19 protein-coding genes are annotated in these 16,798 nt (G+C 64.3%); 5 read left to right on the forward strand and 14 right to left on the reverse strand.

What is annotated here, in order from left to right:
* Window positions 1-41: 41 nt before the first annotated feature.
* The 8 genes from ACFSCT_RS15675 to ACFSCT_RS15710 are packed head-to-tail and all read right to left on the reverse strand — an operon-like array spanning window position 42 to window position 5,549.
* Window positions 42-707, reverse strand: a complete 666-nt coding sequence (locus ACFSCT_RS15675; RefSeq protein ID WP_379144251.1) for a glutathione S-transferase family protein — start codon at window positions 705-707, stop codon at window positions 42-44.
* Window positions 708-737: 30 nt separating this feature from the next.
* Window positions 738-1,220 carry a VOC family protein gene (locus ACFSCT_RS15680; RefSeq protein ID WP_379144253.1) on the reverse strand — a complete coding sequence of 161 codons (483 nt, stop codon included), beginning with the start codon at window positions 1,218-1,220 and terminating at the stop codon, window positions 738-740.
* An 11-nt stretch (window positions 1,221-1,231) separates the two neighbouring features.
* Entirely contained in the window at window positions 1,232-1,936 is a 705-nt protein-coding gene (locus tag ACFSCT_RS15685; RefSeq protein WP_379144254.1) for a DUF899 family protein, read from the reverse strand.
* A gap of 58 nt (window positions 1,937-1,994) precedes the next feature.
* Complete coding sequence (locus tag ACFSCT_RS15690; protein ID WP_379144256.1) at window positions 1,995-2,801, reverse strand: VOC family protein; 807 nt, start codon at window positions 2,799-2,801, stop codon at window positions 1,995-1,997.
* Between the two features lie 23 nt (window positions 2,802-2,824).
* A complete protein-coding gene (locus ACFSCT_RS15695; RefSeq protein ID WP_379144259.1) occupies window positions 2,825-3,505 on the reverse strand; it encodes a glutathione S-transferase family protein in 681 nt (226 codons plus the stop codon).
* Window positions 3,502-4,296 (reverse strand): VOC family protein, encoded by a 795-nt coding sequence (locus tag ACFSCT_RS15700; protein WP_379144260.1) that lies wholly within the window; start codon window positions 4,294-4,296, stop codon window positions 3,502-3,504. The genes ACFSCT_RS15695 and ACFSCT_RS15700 overlap by 4 nt, the downstream gene beginning before the upstream one ends.
* A 57-nt stretch (window positions 4,297-4,353) precedes the next feature.
* Window positions 4,354-4,815 (reverse strand): VOC family protein, encoded by a 462-nt coding sequence (locus ACFSCT_RS15705; RefSeq protein ID WP_379144262.1) that lies wholly within the window; start codon window positions 4,813-4,815, stop codon window positions 4,354-4,356.
* Window positions 4,816-4,826: 11 nt separating this feature from the next.
* Entirely contained in the window at window positions 4,827-5,549 is a 723-nt protein-coding gene (locus tag ACFSCT_RS15710) for a DUF1428 domain-containing protein (protein WP_379144264.1), read from the reverse strand.
* A gap of 80 nt (window positions 5,550-5,629) precedes the next feature.
* On the opposite strand from ACFSCT_RS15710, the gene ACFSCT_RS15715 reads away from it, so the two are divergent.
* Window positions 5,630-6,286 (forward strand): winged helix-turn-helix transcriptional regulator, encoded by a 657-nt coding sequence (locus ACFSCT_RS15715; protein ID WP_379144267.1) that lies wholly within the window; start codon window positions 5,630-5,632, stop codon window positions 6,284-6,286.
* Between the two features lie 68 nt (window positions 6,287-6,354).
* On the opposite strand, the gene ACFSCT_RS15720 is transcribed toward ACFSCT_RS15715, so the two are convergent.
* Window positions 6,355-6,786, reverse strand: a complete 432-nt coding sequence (locus tag ACFSCT_RS15720) for an Lrp/AsnC family transcriptional regulator (RefSeq protein WP_379144270.1) — start codon at window positions 6,784-6,786, stop codon at window positions 6,355-6,357.
* Between the two features lie 137 nt (window positions 6,787-6,923).
* On the opposite strand from ACFSCT_RS15720, the gene ACFSCT_RS15725 reads away from it, so the two are divergent.
* The gene (locus ACFSCT_RS15725) at window positions 6,924-8,075 is read left to right on the forward strand and encodes a type III PLP-dependent enzyme (protein ID WP_379144272.1); all 1,152 of its coding nucleotides are present in this window, start codon (window positions 6,924-6,926) and stop codon (window positions 8,073-8,075) included.
* Window positions 8,076-8,138: 63 nt separating this feature from the next.
* Here the strand turns inward: ACFSCT_RS15725 and metF are convergent, their stop codons facing one another.
* Window positions 8,139-9,008, reverse strand: coding sequence for a methylenetetrahydrofolate reductase [NAD(P)H] (metF, locus tag ACFSCT_RS15730; protein WP_379144273.1), 870 nt, complete (start codon window positions 9,006-9,008; stop codon window positions 8,139-8,141).
* Between the two features lie 93 nt (window positions 9,009-9,101).
* Here metF and ACFSCT_RS15735 point away from each other — a divergent pair, with 93 nt between their 5' ends.
* Together ACFSCT_RS15735 and ACFSCT_RS15740 are read left to right on the forward strand one after the other, a co-directional pair.
* On the forward strand, window positions 9,102-10,004 hold the full coding sequence (locus ACFSCT_RS15735; RefSeq protein ID WP_379144276.1) for a LysR family transcriptional regulator: 903 nt from the start codon (window positions 9,102-9,104) through the stop codon (window positions 10,002-10,004).
* A gap of 383 nt (window positions 10,005-10,387) precedes the next feature.
* Window positions 10,388-11,176 carry an inositol monophosphatase family protein gene (locus ACFSCT_RS15740; protein ID WP_379144278.1) on the forward strand — a complete coding sequence of 263 codons (789 nt, stop codon included), beginning with the start codon at window positions 10,388-10,390 and terminating at the stop codon, window positions 11,174-11,176.
* A gap of 22 nt (window positions 11,177-11,198) precedes the next feature.
* Here ACFSCT_RS15740 and ACFSCT_RS15745 read toward each other — a convergent pair whose 3' ends face one another.
* On the reverse strand, window positions 11,199-11,594 hold the full coding sequence (locus ACFSCT_RS15745) for a GFA family protein (RefSeq protein WP_379144279.1): 396 nt from the start codon (window positions 11,592-11,594) through the stop codon (window positions 11,199-11,201).
* Window positions 11,591-12,316, reverse strand: coding sequence for a rhomboid family intramembrane serine protease (locus ACFSCT_RS15750; protein WP_379144282.1), 726 nt, complete (start codon window positions 12,314-12,316; stop codon window positions 11,591-11,593). The genes ACFSCT_RS15745 and ACFSCT_RS15750 overlap by 4 nt, the downstream gene beginning before the upstream one ends.
* A gap of 349 nt (window positions 12,317-12,665) precedes the next feature.
* Here ACFSCT_RS15750 and ACFSCT_RS15755 point away from each other — a divergent pair, with 349 nt between their 5' ends.
* Window positions 12,666-13,934, forward strand: coding sequence for a 4-aminobutyrate--2-oxoglutarate transaminase (locus ACFSCT_RS15755; RefSeq protein ID WP_379144283.1), 1,269 nt, complete (start codon window positions 12,666-12,668; stop codon window positions 13,932-13,934).
* A gap of 120 nt (window positions 13,935-14,054) precedes the next feature.
* Here ACFSCT_RS15755 and rocF read toward each other — a convergent pair whose 3' ends face one another.
* A complete protein-coding gene (gene rocF / locus ACFSCT_RS15760) occupies window positions 14,055-14,978 on the reverse strand; it encodes an arginase (protein ID WP_379144285.1) in 924 nt (307 codons plus the stop codon).
* A 27-nt stretch (window positions 14,979-15,005) separates the two neighbouring features.
* A complete protein-coding gene (metG, locus tag ACFSCT_RS15765) occupies window positions 15,006-16,724 on the reverse strand; it encodes a methionine--tRNA ligase (protein ID WP_379144287.1) in 1,719 nt (572 codons plus the stop codon).
* Window positions 16,725-16,798: the final 74 nt, after the last annotated feature.

The following is a 16,798-nucleotide window of genomic DNA, read 5'->3' on the forward strand; positions in this document are numbered from 1 at the left end:
TGCCGGTGAGGGCGCGCGGGGGGGGCGCACCAAGCCGCCCGCTATCGGAACCGGGCGGGCATCTGATCCTGAAACGGGAACATGTCGAAATAGGGGCGCGCCTCGTCCAGAACACGGGCAAAGGCGGGAAGCGCCAGAAGCCGTTCAAAATAGCCGGTCAACTGCGCATGGCCGTCGAACGGCTGGAGGATACCGGCGTAGAAAAGCGCCGGCGCGGCGGCACAATCGGCCAGCGTGAAAGCGGGGCCGGTCGCCCAATCCTTGCCGATCAGATGCCGGTCGAGCACGCGGTAGGCTTGGTCCAACTGCTTCCGCGCCTCGGCCGCGATCTCGGCGGCGGCGGATTCGGACAGGAACAGCCGCGCGCTGACGATGCGTTGCATGGGATCGTGGACGTAAAAATCGAACACCCGGTCCCAAGTCCGCACGTCAAGCGCGTTTTCCTTTGGGATCAGCGGCGCCGGACCGGGCCGGTTCTGGTCCAGCCATTCGATGATGACCGAGGTTTCGGCGATGGTCGCGCCGCTGGCATCGTCGCGCAACGCCGGCATTTTGCCCAGCGGCGTCAGACCGGCCATCAGGTCGCGGTCGGATTGCTGCGACAGGTCGATCAGGCGCGGGGTGAACGCGGTGCCGTTCGCGTAAAGCGCGACCAGCACCTTCCAGCAGGCCGATGCGAGGGGGTGATAGTAAAGCGTCAGGGTCATTCCATTCTCCTCACATGTTGGCGCGCGCGATCAGGCCCCGCCATTGAACGCCGCGCGCATCGTCGCGATGTCCAGCTTTTTCATCTGATACATCGCCTGACGCGCCCTTTCGGATGCCTCGGCGTCGTCGGAAAAGGTCATCCGCATCACCTCGCGCGGGGTGATCTGCCAGGACAGCCCCCAGCGGTCGACCAGCCAGCCGCACTGGCTTTCCCGGCCGCCATCGGCGGTCAGCGCGTTCCACAGCCGGTCCGTCTCGGCCTGATCGTCGGTCATCACGGAAATCGAGGCGGCCGGCGTCAGGGTGAAATGCGGGCCGCCGTTGAGGATCATATAGGGCACGCCGGCAAGCGTGAACGTCACCACCAAGGCCGGGGTCTTGCCGCCCTTGAAGCGTTCGGGATTGTCCAGCACGCTTCCGGGAATGAGGTCGGTATAGAAGCGCGCCGCGGCCTCTCCGTCCTTGTCCATCCGCAGGCAGGTGCGGACCGCCGATTCAGATGCATTGGGCATGGGGCGTCCTTTCAATAGCTGAGCTTCGGATACCAGTCGGTCCCGCGCCCCTCGGGCGTCAGGTCGAGGATGTTCCACAGGGGTGCGATATCAAGCGTGCGCGGATCCTGACCCGGATCGGCGGCGCCGGCCGGCATTTCACCGACATAGAAATAGCGCACCTCGTCGCCATCGCGGCGATAGACGGCCAGCGCGGGCACGTCATAGCCGCTCGTGCCGTCAAGCCCGGCCAGATCGGCGATGTAATCGTCGCCCACGGTCTGGACGAATTCCGTGTCCTTCCAGCCGCGTTCGGCCGCGAAGGCTTGCATCCGCGCGACCGGGCTGCGCGACAGCACCTTATAGGCGGCGCGCTGTCTGATGTCGTTGGCGTTCCCGTTCACCCCGCCGATCCAGTTGGTGCACATCGGGCAGGGGCGTTCGCGTTCCGGGCCGAACATCCAGAAATAGGTGATCAGCGTGTCATGGTCGCCGAACAGGTCGATCAGGCCCCGTTCGGTGCCGGTTTCGTCGATGAAGCGATAGTTCTTTTCGACCAACGGGCCTTCCGGCAGCGCCTGCCGCTGTTCGGCGACACGGGTCGCAAGCCGCCGCAACTCGATCTCTTGGGCCAGCAGGGCCTTTCGGGCCTTGGTATAGTCGGGGGTTTCGCCGGGCAGGCCGCGGGTGCGCAACTCGGCCAGTTCGGTGGCGGGTTTCAGTGCGTTTTCGTCCATCATGGTTTCCTCCGCCGATGTGAAAGGGTCCGGGCCGTGATGACCCGGACCGCATGGATTACTTTTCGGCGCCGACGATGGCGAAGGCCGCGCCCTGCGGGTCGCTGGCGATGGCGATCCATGCCGGGCCGGGGACCTCCTGAGGGCCGAAATGGACCTGGCCGCCGGCGGATTTGATCGCGTCGATCTTGGCCACGACGCTGCCGCCGACGCCGAAATAGGGTAGCCACGCCGGCACCGGCGAATTGCCTTGCGGCTGGATCGCGCCGATGTCGGTGCCGTTCTGGCGGATAAGCTGATAGGTGCCGCCGCCCGGGCAATCGCCCATGTCCATGGCTTCGCCCTTGGTCCAGCCGAACAGCTTGGAGTAGAAGGCATAGGCCGCCTCGGGATCGGGGGTCATCAGCTCGTTCCAATTGCCGTGACCGGCCTTTTTTTGGTCGAAGGCGCCTTCGCCCCGTTCGGCCTTGGCGCGGTCGGCCTCGCTCATCCCGCTCATGTCGGGTTGCAGGATGCCGAACACCGCGCCCTGCGGATCGGCGGCGACGGCATAGCGGCCGGTATTGGGAATATCCGCCGGTTCGACGTAAAGCCGCCCGCCTGCCGCCTTGATGTCGGCGGCCGTCCGGTCGCAATCGTCGACGGCGAAATAGATCACCCAGTTCGGCGGCGGCGGGCCAACCTGATCGGCATTCGACATCATGCCCGCGACCATCTCGGACCCGGCGCGGGCAAGGCGGTAATCAAAGCCCTCCATTCCGGAATCGGTGACGGTCCAGCCAAGAATCTTGCCGTAGAATTCACCGGCCTTGTCCAGATCGCCGGTGCCGAGTTCGTACCAGCAGGGGTTGCCTTGATAGTTCATGATAAGTCTCCCGTTCCGAAATATCAGCTTGCGGCGACGGCGGCCCTGGCCTTGTCCGCCGCCTTCCAATGATCCATCTGCGCGTCATAGGCGCGCTGAAAGCCCGGGCGCGCCTTGGCGCGGTCCAGATAGGCGCGCAGCCCCGGAAAGCCGTCCAGCACACCGTCATGGTCGATCTGGCGCAAGGTGTCGGCCATCAGGATGTCGCCGGCGGTGAACTGATCGCCCAGCAGCCATTCGCGTCCGTCCAGCTCGCGTTCCAACTGGCCAAGCCGCAAGTCCATGCCGCGCCGGGCGTGTGCCAATTGCGCGTCGGTCGCGCCGGGGCCGAAAATCTCGGGGTAATCCCGTTGCAGGATCATCAACAGCCAGTGCCCGGTCGCGATCTCGACCGTGTTGAGGGCCGAGATCACCCATTGCGTGACCTCGGACCGCCGATCGGGCGGCAAAAGCGGTGTGCCCTCGGCCAGATGCAACACGATCGCGCCGCTTTCGAACAGGGTCAGATCGCCATCGCGGATGGCCGGCACCTGCTGATAGGGCTGGATCTCGCGATGCGCCTCGGTCTTTTGGGCACCGGGAACGGTCTCGACCTGATAGGGGCGGCCGGCTTCCTCGGCGGCCCAGCGGGCGCGGATGTCGCGCACGAAACCGCGCGGAAAATCCGGCACCCAGTCCAGCGTGACGATGGTAAGCGGGCTCATTTCGTTTCCTCCTTCGGGCCGACGACCGCGAAATGCGCGCCGACCGGATCCCGGGCGATGGCGATGAAGGCGCCGCCCGGGACCTCTTGGGGGCCGTCGATGATGCTGCCACCGGCATTCGTGATGCGCTGGATGGCGGCATCGACGCCATTGGTGCCGAAATAGGGCAGCCAGACCGGGCTGGGCGCGTCGCCAAGGCCCATCATCGCGCCGATATCGGTGCCCTGATGCGCGAAAAGCTGATAGGTGCCCATTGCGCCCATGTCGACGGCGCGGGATTTCGTCCAGCCGAACAGCGCCGAATAGAAGGCAAAACCCGCCGCGGGGTCGCTGGTCATCAGCTCGTTCCAGTTGCCGTGACCCGGCTTTTTCTGGTCGAAGGCGCCGGTCTGTTCGGCCTTGGCCTTCTGCGCGTCGCTCATCTGGCTCATGTCCGGTTGCAGGATGCCAAAGCGCGCGCCCTGCGGATCGGCGACGATCGCATAGCGGCCGGTGCCGGGAATGTCCTTGGGGTCAACCGGAACCTCGCCGCCGGCCTTGAGGATCGCCTGAACCGTGGCATCGCAATCATCGACCGCGAAATAGATCAGCCAGTGCGCCGGCTCGGAACCTGCCGAAAGGGCCAGACCTGCGACCATCTCGTCGCCGGATTTCGCCAGCAGATAGTCGTTGCCCGGCTGGCCCGCATCCTGCGTCGTCCAGCCCAGCACCTTGCCGTAGAATTCGGCCTCGGCCGGGGGCGTGCCGGAAGTCAGCTCATACCAGCACGGTCTGCCTTGAAACTTGGTCATCGTTGCCTCCTTGGGTTGACGGGTCGGTTGCTTGCCGCCTTGCGGCGCAGAACGGGCTTAATTCGGCGGCGGAGTCGCGGGATCCTCGCTGGATACCATCCACGCGGTTCCGAAACGGTCGCGGCACATCCCGAACCCGGCCGAGAAGAACGTCGCGCCGAAGGGCATCGTCACCTTGCCGCCGGCCGCGAGCTTGTCGAACAGGGCTTTGGCCGCGTCCGGGCCATCGCGCCAGACCGCCACGGAATCGGCCCGCGCCTCTGGCTGCGGATTGCCGTCGGCATCACGCTCGCCGAATTGGGGCGGCATGTCGGCGCCCATCAGGAAAGTGCCGTCCGGGGCCGTCAGCTGCGCGTGCATGACCCAGTTCTGCTGGTCTTGCGGCAGCGTCGGCATGCCGTCACCGGGCGGGATCTCCGAAAAGCGGTGCATCGCCACGGTTCCGCCGAATACCTCGCCATAAAAGGCGAAGGCATCGGCGCATTGACCGGCGAAGGACATATAGGGGGTGAAGGTCATGATAGCTCTCCTCAGGATTTGGCCGAATCGAAGATCGTCTCGAAGCCGCCCCAGATCATGCGCTTGCCGTCAAAGGGCATTTCGGGGAATTCCTGCCCCTCCATATCGGCCTCCATCTGCTTCGCGGCCTCTTCGCAGGTGGTGCGGTCGGGCCATGCGGTCCAGCTGAACAGCACCGCCTCGCCATCCTCGGCCTTGGTGGCGCGATACATGTCGGTCTGCTTGCCGCGGGGCACGTCGACGCCCCAGTTTTCGGCGATGCCGAGACAGCCGTATTTGCGGAACATCTCCCACGCATCCTTGGCCATCTTCTCATAGGTGGCCTTGTTCTTTTCGGGAACGGCCAGCAGGAAGCCCTGATAATAGGGCGCACCCTGCGGCTGACCCGCTTCCATCAGCGGCGCGAACCCGCCGAAGATCATCCGGCTGCCGTCGAAGGGCATTTCGGCCATCGCGGCCATCTCGGGATCGCTTTCCATATTCTTCCACGCGGTGTCGGCGGTGGCCCGATCGGGCCATTCGACCCAACTGAAAACGACGGTTTCATCGTCCTTCGCCGCGACCGCGCCCTGAAAATCAGTGACTTTGCCCTTCGGTACATTGGCGCCCCAGGTCTCGATCATGCGTGTCGCGCCGTATTTCCGCATCAGCGGCCAGGCAACCCGCAGATGGTCGAGGTATTTCTGGCGATTGGCGGTCGGCACGGCGGCGATGAATCCGGTGTAATAGGTCATCTTCATTCCTCCGGTTTGCGGTTTCTCCGAATCACACTATCTCACTTGAAGTAGTAAAAAACAACTGATAGTATCAAATCATGACCAAACACAGCGAAACACCGCGTATCCGTTATGACGAGGGCTGCCTGGCGGCGCATGCGCTGAACCTGATCGGGGATCGCTGGGCGCTTCTGGTGGTGCGTGAATTGATGTTCGCGCCGAAGCGCTTTCAGATGATCCGGGCGGGTTTGCCGGGCATCACCGCCTCGGTCCTGACCCAACGTCTGGCGCAGTTGGAAAGTGCCGGGGTGGTTCATCACGACGCGAAGCTCGGCATCTATTCGCTGACGCCTGCGGGGCAGCGGCTGCTGCCGGTTCTGGAATCGCTGTGCCGCTGGGCGCTGACCGTGCCCGGCCACGACCATACCCGGTTCATCAGCCCCAGCGCGCTGATGATCTCGATGGGGGTGTGTCTGATCGCCGACCGGGCCAAAGGCGTCACCGCGACCGCCGGGTTCGATTTCGGCGCTGAGGCGTTCGAGATGCGGGTCGCGGACGGTCGGGTAGGGACCATTGCGGTCGACCGGCCCGATACGCCCTTCGTTCTGAAAGGCACCGGCAATGCGCTGGCCTATGTGACCTATGGCGCGGCGCCCTTGGCGGCGATGATCGCCAAGGGCTTTGCGAATGCCTCGGGCGACCTGACCGCGGCGCAGGCGTTCATCGACCTGTTCAGACTGGAAAAGACGGCGTGAGCCAGCCGCAGCCGGTCACCGGCGGGCGGGCTGTCAGAGGGGTTTCAGACGTTTTTTCAGACGTTTTTTCAGACGGCGCGATCCATCTTGGTCGACAGATGGATCAGGCTTTCCGAGGATTTGATCCCCTCCAACCCCCCGATCTTGTCCAGCACATCGTCAAGCTGGCTGGTCGATTGCGCGGCCAGTTGCAGCAACAGATCGACGCGGCCGCTGGTGGTGTGGATGCGCTCGACCTCGGGGAAAATCTTCAGCCGCGACAGGATGGCGGCCTGCGCGCGCGGCTCGATATTCACCAGCACCGTGGCGCGGATGCGGGTATGACGCGCGGTATCGCCCAGTCGCAGCGTGTAACCGGCGATGATGCCCGAGGTTTCCAACCGCTCCAGCCGCGCCTGAATGGTCGAGCGCGCGACCTTCAGCCGCCGCGCCAGCACCGCGACCGACATACGGGCGTCATTACTTAGTTGTCCAATGATGCTACGATCCAGTTCATCCACGACACACCCGGCATTTTGACGATGGTTTTCGGCAATTTAGCGGGACTGCGCTACATTTCCAATCTTTTGATCGGTGAAATCGGAACTCATATGGCGCATCTTTGTTTTCAACGCTTATGGCAGAGGGAATCCAACGTATGGGACACAACAAGACCGTCTGGGAAAATCCCGCCGATCTGATCCGCGCGACGCGGCCCGAAAACCCGGTGATGGTTTTCGCTCCGACCGTCCTGCAGGATACGGCAAGGCGCTTTTTGTCGGGATTTCCGGGGCTTGTGACCTATGCGGTCAAATCGAACCCGGCCGAGGCGGTGATCGAAAATCTGGTCGCCGCCGGTCTGCGCGGCTTTGACGTGGCCTCGCCGTTTGAAATCGACCTGATCGGACGGCTCGCCCCCGACGCGGCGCGGCATTATCACAATCCGGTCCGCGCCCGGGCCGAGATCGCCCATGCCGTCAAGGCGGGGATCCGGTCATGGTCGGTCGATTCGCATTCCGAACTGGACAAGCTGCTGGCCAATGTGCCGTCCGACGGGGTCGAGATTTCGCCCCGCTTCAAGCTGCCGGTGACGGGCGCGGCCTATGATTTCGGCGCCAAGTTCGGGGCGACGGCCGAACTGGCGGCCGAGCTGCTGGCCAAGGTCGCGCAGGCCGGCTTCATCCCCTCGCTGACCTTCCATCCGGGCACGCAATGCACCGATCCGATGGCCTGGGACACCTATATCCGCACCGCGCGCGAGATCTGCGACGCGGCCGGCGTTCCGGCCCGGCGGCTGAACGTGGGCGGCGGTTTCCCGTCGCACCGGGTCCATGGCGTCGTCCCCGATCTGGAGGCGATTTTCACCCTGATCGACGAAACCTCGACCGAGGCTTTCGGTGCCGACCGCCCCGAACTGGTGTGCGAGCCGGGCCGAGGGCTGGTCGCCGATGCGTTTTCGCTGATCACCCGGGTCAAAGCGGTGCGCGATGATAACCACGTCTTCCTGAATGACGGGGTTTATGGCGGGCTGACCGAATTGCCGATCATCGGCAACATCGACCGGCTCGAAGTGCTGAAACCCGACGGCACGTCCCGCGGTCCCGATGAAATGGGCCGCACCGTTTTTGGGCCGACCTGCGATTCGGTGGACCGTCTGCCCGGCGAATTGTCCCTGCCGGCCGAAATCGCCGAGGGTGACTATGTCATCTTCCACGGCGCCGGCGCCTATTCGACAGTGACGAATACCCGTTTCAACGGCTTTGGTCTGATGGGCCATGCCACGGTGATGTCGCTGGACGCCGCCGTCTGAACCGGGCAGGGGCTTGACCCCGGCAATACTGGCGCAGAACCAGCGCGCATTGGGGGTGGCCGTTCAGGCCACCTCGTCCAGATTGCGGGTCGGGTGAATGCCAAGCCGTTCGCAGACTGCGCGGGTCAGTTCGGGACGGTTCAGCGTGTAGAAATGCAACTGGTCCACGCCGCCCCTGATCAGATCGCTGCACAGGTCGACACAGATGTCGGTCGCCAGTTGCGATTCCCGGTTGTCGCGGATCGCCTTTTCAAATGCCTCTTCGGCCCATAGCGGCACCGAGGTGCCGCAGCGCGCGGCGAATCGTTTCGCCCCGCCCCAGCTTTGGATCGGCAGGATGCCGGGGATGATCGGCACATCTATGCCCGCTTTCTGGCAGGCGTCGCGGAACCGGAAATAGGTATCGGCATCAAAGAAGAACTGGGTCATGGCGCTGGTCGCGCCCGCATCGACCTTGCGTTTCAGCCACGCCACGTCGGCCGCGGTGTCGGGGCTGTCCGGGTGCGGCTCGGGGTAGGCGCCGACGCGGATGGTGAAATCGCCGCGCTTGGCGATCGCCGCGACCAGCTCGACCGAATTGGCGAAGCCCTGCGGATGCGGCACGAAACGATCCTGGCCTTGCGGGGCATCCCCGCGCAGCGCCACGATTTCCCGGACGCCCGCCTGCGCATAGCTGTCGACGATGGTCATGGTTTCGTCCCGCGTCGCATCGACACAGGTCAGATGCGCCGCCACGTTCAGCCCGTAATGGCTGGCCAGCGCCGTCACCGCCTCATGCGTCAACTGCCGCGTGGTGCCCCCGGCGCCATAGGTCACCGACACGAAAGCGGGGTCCAGCGGCGCAAGGGCGCGCGCGGTCTCCCACAGCCGGAAAGAGGCATCCAGCGTCTTGGGCGGGAAGAACTCAAAACTGATTTCGGGCGGGGCTGACATCGTGGCGGTCCTTTCGATCGGCGGTCTTTCTTGCACAGCATCCGGCGTGAGTCTAATTCATAAACTGCAACATCGTTATGAGGCCTGCTCAATATGCATCTGGAGCTTCGCCACCTGCGGACCGTGCGGGCGATCCACCGGCAAGGTGGTCTGGCCCGCGCGGCCGAGACCTTGAATATCACCCAATCCGCGCTGTCGCACCAGATAAAGGGCATCGAGGAGCAGGTGGGGGTCGAACTGTTCCTGCGCAAGTCAAAGCCGATGCGCCTTTCCCCCGCCGGCATGCGGCTGCTGCGGGTGGCCGATCAGGTGCTGCCCCTGATCGCCGCCGCCGAGGCCGAGTTTCAGGCGCTGGAAACCGGGCGCGCCGGGCGGCTGCATGTGGCCATCGAATGCCATGCCTGTTTCGACTGGCTTTTTCCGGTGATGGAGCAGTTCCGCCATGCCTGGCCCGAGGTCGATGTCGATATCCGCGCCGGGCTTTCCTTCGGCGCTCTGCCGGCCCTGACCCGGAAAGAGGTCGATCTGGTCATCTCGGCCGACCCCGAGGCATTGCCGGACATTCAGTTCAGCCCGCTGTTCGACTATGCGCCGACCTTCGTCGCCTCGGCCCAGAACCCGCTGGCGCGGAAGCTTGAGATCGAGCCCGGGGATTTCGCCGATCAGACGCTCATCACCTATCCCGCCGCGCGGAACCGGCTAGACGTGTTCACCCAGTTCCTGACCCCGGCACGGGTCGAGCCCGCCGCGATTCGGCAGGTCGAGCTGACCGCGATGATCCTGATGCTGGTCGCGTCGGACCGTGGTGTCGCGGTATTGCCCGACTGGGTGCTGCGCGAGGTGCGCTATTCCACCGATTACGTGACCCGGCCTCTGGCTGGTCAGCCGATCAAGCGCATGTTCGCCGCCACCCGGACCGAGGACGCCTATCTGCCCTATATCGCCAATTTCCAGCGCCTGTGCCGGACCGAACCCGTGCGCCTGCAGCGCGGCTGACCCCGCTTGCAAATTCCCCTTAATTGGGGACCGTGTGCTTAGCTTTCCCGCACCGTTGTCTTAGGGTTTCTCGCAGCAAATTTTTCGCTGACGAATTGGCCCGTCTTGGCACTCCGTGCGGAGCCCGTTGACCCGCCACCGCGCGTCTCGGTTACTGTGGTGGCTGGATGCGATTTCGCATAGGTCTGTTTGACAAATCGTCCGCTCGAAGCGCTTCTAGACATTTTTCCGGTCATGACAATCTCCATATATTGTAGGTATGATTCTATTGGACTCAATATAATGTAACATATTCAAAATTTTCCGACAAAGAAAAATCGCGAAATGCTTGGCAATGCGCGCTGTGCATCATATGAGGCTCGCTTGAACGATGGAGCTGGACCATGCAAAGCGCCAATATGAATGTGATGATCAAGGCTGCCCGCAAGGCGGGGCGCAGCCTGGTCAAGGATTTCCGCGAGGTCGAGAACCTTCAGGTCTCGGTCAAGGGGGCGGGTGATTTCGTCAGCCGCGCCGACCGCGAGGCCGAGCGGATCATCAAGGAGGAATTGCGCGGCGCGCGGCCGACCTATGGCTGGCTGGGCGAGGAAACCGGCGAGGACAAGGGCGAGGATCCGACGCGGCGCTGGATCGTGGACCCGCTGGACGGCACCACCAACTTTCTGCACGGGCTGCCGCATTGGGCGATCTCGATCGGGCTGGAGCATAAGGGGCAGGTTGTCGCCGCGGTGGTTTTCGATCCCGCCAAGGACGAGATGTTCACCGCCGAAAAGGGCAATGGCGCGTTCATGAACGACACCCGCATCCGGGTCTCGAACCGCCGTAACATGATCGAATCGATCATCGCGACCGGCCTGCCGTTCGGCGGCAGGGGCAGCGTGCCGATGGCGGTCAAGGATCTGGCCCGGCTGATGCCCGAAACCGCGGGTGTGCGGCGCTGGGGCGCGGCGGCGCTGGATCTGGCCTATCTGGCGGCCGGGCGCGTCGACGGATATTGGGAACGGCTGACCTTTCCGTGGGACAAGGCGGCGGGCATCCTTCTGGTGCGCGAAGCCGGCGGGTTCGTCGAATCCATCGACGAAGGCACCGATGTGCTGGACGAGGGCGGCATCGTCGCCGCCAACGCGCAGCTTTTCCCGCGTTTCGCCGAGCTGATCCGGGGCATCAACTAGACCGCCCGGCCGCCCGGCGCGTTCAGTCCTTGGCCCGGTCCGAGGGGTGGTTCACCCCGTCGACCCATTCCACCTCGCCCAGATCGCACGGGTTGACCCCCTCCAGCGCGGCGGCATTGACGCCGTATTCGTTCGGATTGCTGCGCCGCTGATGGTGGGTATAGATGCCGCAATTCGCGCAGAACCAATGTTTCGCCGTATGCGTGCCGAACTGGTACAGGCTCAGTGCCTCGGCGCCGCGGATGATCTTTATCCCCCCGCGCGGGGCGGTGACCGCGATGGCGCCGCGACGCCTGCAGAATGAACAGTCGCAGCGCGTGGCGCTGGCCAGCCCCTCGGGGACAAGGGTGACGGCAAGCTCGACCGCGCCGCAATGACAGGTCAGCCGGTGATCGGGGGCGATCTTTGGCAGGCTCATCGTCTGACCTCGGGGATGCGGGTCTGGCGATAGCTGATCGGATCATGCGGCGGCCGGCCGTGGGTGCGGTTCCAGAATTGGACGCCGCCGCGGCGCAGGAACAGGGGCACGGTCAGGACGATACCCGCGATGAAGCCGCCGGCATGGGCCCAATAGGCCACCCCGCTGTCCCCGCCCATCATCGAGTAACCGCTGACCAGTTGCAGCCCGAACCATGCCACCAGCATGACCCAGGCCGGGATGGTGAATATCTTGACGATGATGATGATGATCGCCAGCACATCCACCTTGGCCTTCGGGAACATCAGCAGATAGCCCCCCATCACGCCCGCGATCGCCCCCGAGGCGCCGACCATCGGCACCGAACTGTTGGGATCGGCCAGAATCTGCGCGCCGGCCGCCACCAGACCACAGGCGAGGTAGAACAGCAGAAACCCGAGATGGCCCATCTGGTCTTCCAGATTGTCGCCGTAGATCCACAGAAACAGCATATTCCCGGCGATATGCATCAGCCCGGCATGCAGAAACATATGGGTGATCAGACCCCACAGATATTGGCCATGGGTCACCGCGATCGGATAAAGCGCAAGCTGGTCCCACAACCCGGTCATGCCGCCGGCCCATGGCGCGGTCAGGATGAACATGAGCGCATTGGCGAAAATCAGCCCGATGGTGACATAGGGCCGCGTTTCGGACGGGTTGTGGTCGCGGATCGGAAACATGCTATGGCGCTTTCTGCTCGATTGATCGGGCCCGGTTGCTGGTCCGCGTCACGAATCCCGCCATGCCGCAGCCGCCGGGTGCGTCACGACGGGGCCCGAGGGGACGGCTCGGGGCGCTGGTCGATCGGTCACCGGCCCGGATGGCCGGCACGCCGACGGACCAAGCGCAGGCCTCTGGCTCAATCGCGCTCGGCTTGATGATCTGGATCATCTGGCGCCCTCCGGTTGGGGCCGGACCGGCCCATGCAATGATATACAAGCCTTTTTCCCCGGAAGCCGGCCATTGTGCAAGCCAATACGACCGCTACTATAGCCGCAATCCCGGCTTTGGACGAATTGGAGAACCGCCATGACCACCCTGACCGACCGCAAGAATGCCGCGATTTCGCGCGGCGTCGGAATGACCACTCAGGTCTATGCAGACCGTGCCGAGAACGCCGAGATCTGGGACAAGGAGGGCAATCGCTATATCGACTTTGCCGCCGGTATCGCGGTGGTCAACACCGGCCATCGTCACCCCAAGGTCATGGCCGCCGTCCGCGATCAACTGGACCGTTTCACCCATACCTGCCATCAGGTCGTGCCCTATGAAAACTATGTCGCGCTCGCGGAACGGCTGAACGCGCTGGTGCCCGGCGATTTTCCGAAAAAGACCATTTTCGCCACCACCGGCGCCGAGGCGGTGGAAAACGCGATCAAGATCGCGCGGCATTATACCGGGCGCCCGGGCATCGTCAGCTTCGCCGGCGGTTTTCACGGCCGCACCTTCATGGGCATGACGCTGACCGGCAAGGTCCAGCCCTACAAGGCCGGGTTCGGGCCGATGATGAACGACGTCTGGCACCTGCCGTTCCCGAACGAGTTGCACGGCGTTTCGGCCGATGATGCGATTCAGGCGCTCGAGACGCTGTTCAAGGCTGATGTCGACCCGGCGCGGGTCGCCGCGATCATCGTCGAGCCGGTGCAGGGCGAGGGCGGCTTCTACGAGGTGCCGGCCGGGTTCATGCGGAAACTGCGCGAGATCTGCGACAAATACGGCATGCTGCTGATCGCGGACGAGGTGCAGACCGGCTTCGCGCGCACCGGAAAGCTGTTCGCGATGGAACATCACGGCGTCGCCGCCGACCTGACCACGATGGCCAAGGGGCTGGGCGGGGGGCTGCCGATCTCGGCCGTCACCGGGCGGGCCGAGGTGATGGACAGCCCCAATCCCGGAGGTCTTGGCGGCACTTACGCCGGCAACCCGCTGGCCGTCGCGGCTGCCCATGCGGTGCTTGACGTGATCGACGAGGAGGAACTCGCCGACCGCGCCACCCGCCTTGGCCAGCGGCTGAAACAGCGCCTTGCGGGCCTGCGCGATTCGGTCCCCGAGATCGCCGATATCCGCGGTCCCGGCTTCATGAACGCGGTCGAGTTCAACGTCGCGGGCGGTGACAAGCCGAATCCCGAGATGACCAACCGGGTGCGGGAAGAGGCGCTGAAACGCGGCCTTATCCTGCTGACCTGCGGGGTTTACGGCAATGTCATCCGTTTCCTCGCGCCGCTGACCGTGCCGGATGCGGTCTTTGACGAGGCGCTGGACATCATCGAGGAATCGATCCGCGCCGCCCGCGCCTGAACCCGAAGCCGGGGGCTGTTTGCCCCCGGACCCCCAAGGATATTTGGACAAGAAAGAAGCAAAGATCCTCTTCCTTGCATCAATATCCCGGGGTCCGGGGCAGAGCCCCGGAGGGTAAAGCTAGAAACTGCGGGTCGGACGGTCAAAGACCTTTCGGCCCATCAGGCTGCCGACCAGATCGACCATCAGCTTGGCGGTGCGGCCGCGATCGTCAAGAAACGGGTTCAGTTCCACCAGATCGAGGCTGGTGACCAGACCGCTTTCGTGCAGAAGCTCCATCACCAGATGCGCTTCGCGAAACGTCGTGCCGCCGGGCACGGTGGTGCCGACGGCGGGCGCGATCGACGGGTCGAGGAAATCGACGTCAAGGCTGACATGCAGCATGCCGTTCACCGCCCGCACCCGGTCCAGAAATTCGCGCAAGGGCGCGACGATGCCGCGTTCGTCCAGCACCCGCATATCGTTGACCTCGACATCGGTGGCCTCGAGTGCGGCATGTTCGGCCGGATCGACGCTGCGGATGCCGAACATGCAGATGTTTCCGGACGGGATCGGCGCGGGGAAGGGCGGGAAGGGATCGAAACCCGGCAGCCCGGCCGCATAGGCCATCGGTGTCCCGTGCAGATTGCCCGATTGCGTCGTGGTCAGGGTGTGGAAATCGCTGTGCGCATCAAGCCAGATCACGAACAGCGGCCGGCCCGTCGCCTTGGCATGGGCCGCGACCCCGGCGACCGACCCGAGCGCCAGCGCGTGGTCGCCGCCCATGATGATCGGAAAGCCGTCCGACATGGCGGCCGAGGTGGCCCCGGCCAAGGCCTCGGTCCAGGCGATCACCTCGGGCAGATGGTGCACGGCATTATTCGCGCAGGTCTCGCCGCGGCCGGGCGCGGGTTTGACATCGCCCCGATCCTCGACCGAATGACCAAGCGCGCCCAGCGTCTCGGCGAGGCCCGCCACGCGATAGGCCGCCGGACCCATCAGGCAACCGGGGCGGCGCTGACCTTCATCGACCGGCGCACCAAGAAGGATGCAATGCTTGGACATGGGGCTTTCCCTCGCTTTACGGCGTGATCAGGCGCGCACGCCCTTGAAACGTTCCTGCCATTCGGCCTGCTGTTCATCGGTGATCTTCTGGAACAGCACTTCGGGCACGGTGAATGCGTGACCGGGCGCCAGCGCCTGAAGGGCGGCGGCGACGTCATCGGGCCAGCGATCATCGCGGGTCTGCATCGCCGCCAGCATCGCGGCCGAGGTGAAGGGGATGAAGGGCGCCGAGAGGACCGCGTAAAGCCGGATCAGGTTCAGACCCAGCCGCACCTGCATCGCCGCCGTCTCGGGGTCGGTCTTGTAGGTCGACCACGGAGCCGCGGATTGCAGATATTCGTTGCCCAGCACCCAGATAGCGCGCAACTCGGCCGCTGATTTGCGGACTTCCATCGCCGCCATATAGCCTTCATAGGCGCGGACCCGGGCGGTCAGCGCCTCGACCAGCGCCTGCTCGGCCGCGCCCCATGCGCCGCCTTCGGGCACCACTTCGCCGAATTTCGAACGGCAGAATTTGGTGATCCGGCTGACGAAATTGCCCAGCACGTCGGCCAGATCCTTGTTCACCGAGCTTTGAAAATTCTCCCAGGTGAATTCGGTGTCCGAGCCCTCGGGCGCGTGGGACAAAAGCCACCAGCGCCAGTAGTCGGCCGGCAGGATCTCCAGCGCCTGATCCATGAACACGCCCCGCCCCTGGCTGGTCGAGAACTGGCCGCCGTCATAATTCAGATAGTTGAAGGATTTGATGTAATCGACCAGCTTCCACGGCTCGCCCGAGCCGATGATCGTGGCCGGGAAGGACAGGGTGTGGAAAGGCACGTTATCCTTGCCCATGAACTGGGTATAGGTGACATCGCCCGCGCCTTCGTCCAGCCGCCACCAGCGCCGCCAGTCGGCCTCGGACCGGGCGTTCGCATCGGCCCATTCGGCGGTCGCGGCGATATATTCGATCGGCGCGTCGAACCAGACATAAAAGACCTTGCCTTCCATCCCCGGCCAGTCCTGATCGCCCTTGCGCACCGGCACGCCCCAGTCCAGATCGCGGGTGATGCCCCGGTCCTGCAAGCCGTCGCCGTCATTCAGCCATTTCTTCGCGATCGAGGTGGTCAGGATCGGCCAGTCGGTCTTGCTGTCGATCCATTCCGCGATCTGCCCCTTCAGCGCCTTCTGCCGAAGGTGGAGGTGCTTGGTTTCGCGCACCTCCAGCCGGGTCGAGCCGGAAATCGCGCTGCGCGGGTTGATCAGGTCGGTCGGGTCAAGCTGCTTGGTGCAATTCTCGCACTGGTCGCCGCGGGCTTTCTCATAGCCGCAGTTGGGACAGGTGCCTTCGATATAGCGGTCGGGCAGGAAACGGCCGTCGTCGATCGAATAGATCTGTCGTTCGGACACTTCGGCGATATAGCCGTTCTCGGCCAGCTTGCCGGCGAAATGCTGGGTCAGCTTGCGGTTACGCTCGGACGAGGAGCGCCCGAAATGGTCGAAGGACAGCCCGAACTGGCGCGCGATGGCGGCCTGCACCTGATGCATTTCGGCGCAATATTCGGCCACCGGCTTGCCGGCTTTCGCGGCCGCAAGCTCGGACGGGGTGCCGTGTTCGTCGGTGGCGCAGATGAACATGACCTCATCGCCGCGGGCGCGGTGATAGCGCGCGAAAAGGTCGGCGGGCAGTTGGCTGCCCACGAGATTGCCCAAATGCTTGATCCCGTTGATATAGGGGATCGCCGAAGTGATCAGATGCCGCGCCATGAATTCGTCCTGCTGGATGCCGCATGGGTTCTAGCCGAGGGGATCGGCGTTGGAAAGGGCGGCAGCGGCTTGAA

The sequence above is a fragment of the Paracoccus pacificus genome (assembly GCF_042680785.1).
GTDB lineage: Bacteria > Pseudomonadota > Alphaproteobacteria > Rhodobacterales > Rhodobacteraceae > Paracoccus > Paracoccus pacificus.

Excerpts from the sequence above, each read along its gene's own strand:
- ACFSCT_RS15745 (WP_379144279.1), bottom strand. The coding sequence starts at position 11,594 with ATGAGCCTGCCAAAGATCGCCCCCGATCACCGGCTGACCTGTCATTGC.
- ACFSCT_RS15690 (WP_379144256.1), bottom strand. The coding sequence starts at position 2,801 with ATGAACTATCAAGGCAACCCCTGCTGGTACGAACTCGGCACCGGCGAT.
- ACFSCT_RS15740 (WP_379144278.1), top strand. The coding sequence starts at position 10,388 with ATGCAAAGCGCCAATATGAATGTGATGATCAAGGCTGCCCGCAAGGCG.
- ACFSCT_RS15735 (WP_379144276.1), top strand. The coding sequence starts at position 9,102 with ATGCATCTGGAGCTTCGCCACCTGCGGACCGTGCGGGCGATCCACCGG.
- rocF (WP_379144285.1), bottom strand. The coding sequence starts at position 14,978 with ATGTCCAAGCATTGCATCCTTCTTGGTGCGCCGGTCGATGAAGGTCAG.
- ACFSCT_RS15705 (WP_379144262.1), bottom strand. The coding sequence starts at position 4,815 with ATGACCTTCACCCCCTATATGTCCTTCGCCGGTCAATGCGCCGATGCC.
- ACFSCT_RS15710 (WP_379144264.1), bottom strand. The coding sequence starts at position 5,549 with ATGACCTATTACACCGGATTCATCGCCGCCGTGCCGACCGCCAATCGC.
- ACFSCT_RS15750 (WP_379144282.1), bottom strand. The coding sequence starts at position 12,316 with ATGTTTCCGATCCGCGACCACAACCCGTCCGAAACGCGGCCCTATGTC.
- ACFSCT_RS15715 (WP_379144267.1), top strand. The coding sequence starts at position 5,630 with ATGACCAAACACAGCGAAACACCGCGTATCCGTTATGACGAGGGCTGC.
- ACFSCT_RS15675 (WP_379144251.1), bottom strand. The coding sequence starts at position 707 with ATGACCCTGACGCTTTACTATCACCCCCTCGCATCGGCCTGCTGGAAG.
- ACFSCT_RS15695 (WP_379144259.1), bottom strand. The coding sequence starts at position 3,505 with ATGAGCCCGCTTACCATCGTCACGCTGGACTGGGTGCCGGATTTTCCG.
- ACFSCT_RS15725 (WP_379144272.1), top strand. The coding sequence starts at position 6,924 with ATGGGACACAACAAGACCGTCTGGGAAAATCCCGCCGATCTGATCCGC.
- ACFSCT_RS15700 (WP_379144260.1), bottom strand. The coding sequence starts at position 4,296 with ATGACCAAGTTTCAAGGCAGACCGTGCTGGTATGAGCTGACTTCCGGC.
- ACFSCT_RS15680 (WP_379144253.1), bottom strand. The coding sequence starts at position 1,220 with ATGCCCAATGCATCTGAATCGGCGGTCCGCACCTGCCTGCGGATGGAC.
- metF (WP_379144273.1), bottom strand. The coding sequence starts at position 9,008 with ATGTCAGCCCCGCCCGAAATCAGTTTTGAGTTCTTCCCGCCCAAGACG.
- ACFSCT_RS15755 (WP_379144283.1), top strand. The coding sequence starts at position 12,666 with ATGACCACCCTGACCGACCGCAAGAATGCCGCGATTTCGCGCGGCGTC.
- metG (WP_379144287.1), bottom strand. The coding sequence starts at position 16,724 with ATGGCGCGGCATCTGATCACTTCGGCGATCCCCTATATCAACGGGATC.
- ACFSCT_RS15685 (WP_379144254.1), bottom strand. The coding sequence starts at position 1,936 with ATGGACGAAAACGCACTGAAACCCGCCACCGAACTGGCCGAGTTGCGC.